The 1,542-nt window shown below is 42.7% G+C and carries 3 protein-coding genes; all 3 read right to left on the bottom strand.

The window, feature by feature from the left end; all coding sequences use genetic code 11:
* A partial coding sequence (locus R7Z50_RS24130; RefSeq protein ID WP_318149300.1) for a sulfite exporter TauE/SafE family protein occupies positions 1–103 on the bottom strand: 103 nt, incomplete at its 3' end.
* A gap of 8 nt (positions 104–111) precedes the next feature.
* A complete protein-coding gene (gene ccoS / locus R7Z50_RS24125; RefSeq protein WP_005457379.1) occupies positions 112–276 on the bottom strand; it encodes a cbb3-type cytochrome oxidase assembly protein CcoS in 165 nt (54 codons plus the stop codon).
* A gap of 14 nt (positions 277–290) precedes the next feature.
* Positions 291–1,542: heavy metal translocating P-type ATPase (locus R7Z50_RS24120; protein ID WP_318149299.1), on the bottom strand; the 1,252-nt coding region annotated here is incomplete at its 5' end.

The raw sequence follows: 1,542 nt of genomic DNA, 5'->3' as shown, positions 1-1,542 counted from the left end.
AACTACCTAAGGAAAGTAGGGATGCGATACCACCACACATCCCCATACAATGGCCGGCCCCGACAAGGCCGATAAGCAAAGCACCTAAAAAATCAGGATTCATAAAACATACTACGGTTTCTTATTGTCTGATTGTTCTTCTTCATCTAATAAAATGTTGTGTCCTTGTCGCTCAAGATCTTCAAACTGGTCGCTTCGAACCGCCCAAAGAAAAATAGCGACAGCAACGCAAACAAGAACAATCGCGATTGGAATTAAAATATAAAGGCTTTCCATAAGTGTTCTCTTGTTTACTTCTCTTTTAGAAGTCGCAGTGAGTTAGATACAACAATGATTGAACTTGCTGACATCCCAACAACTGCTATATAAGGCGCAACTAATCCTGTAACCGCTAACGGCAAAATTAACAAGTTGTAGCCTAATGACCAAGCTAAGTTTTCACGGATAATCTTTCTTGTACGAAGAGCCAATAGGCGAGCTTCCAATAACTTTTCTAAGTTATCTCCAAGAAGCGTCATATCTGCTGATGCCTTTGCAACGTCAGTACCACCGCCCATAGCCACGGATAAATGGGCTCCCGCTAGAGTAGGTGCGTCGTTTATGCCATCACCAACCATCATGGTGATATCACTGCTATCAAGGCTCTTAAGATACGCGAGTTTGTCTTCTGGTTTTGCAGATGCGATCACATGCTCGATACCAATTTCGTCAGCAACAGGCTGTGCGTTTTGAATAGAATCACCAGTAAGTAAGGTTGTTTTGATGCCAGCTTCAGCAAAACGTTGAATAAACGCCTGACTTTCTTTGCGAATAGGATCGTGATAATAAAAAGTTGCAGCGTGTTCGTTGTTTATTGACAAGTAAATGGCATTGCTTTCTTTTATGCTCGAATCTAGCACAAACGAGGAGCTGCCAATTTTTACCGTCTTACCATTCCAAATCCCTTCGATTCCTGAGCCAATCACGTTTTTAACATCTGTTACAATAATCTCGTCATTACTGAAACCGGTAAATGAGCGCGCAATAGGGTGGTTTGCATGAGCTTCAAGAGCAGATGCAAGGGCCAGACTTTCCGCTTCAGAAAGCTCTTTGAATGTGCTCGTACGGCTAATCTCGATGTCACCTTTCGTTAATGTTCCTGTCTTGTCGACGACGAGATGATTAACTTTGCAAAGCGTTTCGAATACATGGCCTTTTCGCAACAGAATGCCAAAATTGCCCATTCGTGAAGTCGCACAAGTTAGTGCGGTCGGTGTAGCAAGTGATAATGCACAAGGGCATGTGGCGACGAGAACCGAAAGCATAATCCAAAAAGCATCATCTGGTTTGGTTTGGTGCCAATAAAACCAGGTTCCAGCTGAGATGATAAGAATTACACCAACAAAGTAGCGTGCTACGACGTCAGCAACTTCTGCAATTTTTGGCTTCGAATGCTGTGCTTCATCTTGAAGGCGCACAATATTTGAAATCATCGAGTCTGCTTTTGAATTGGTGACTTCCAACTCAAATGATTCATCTCCGTTTAATGTACCTGCATAAACA

The organism is Vibrio sp. 1249-1 (assembly GCF_033340495.1).
This window is presented reverse-complemented; position numbering and strand designations above follow the sequence as displayed.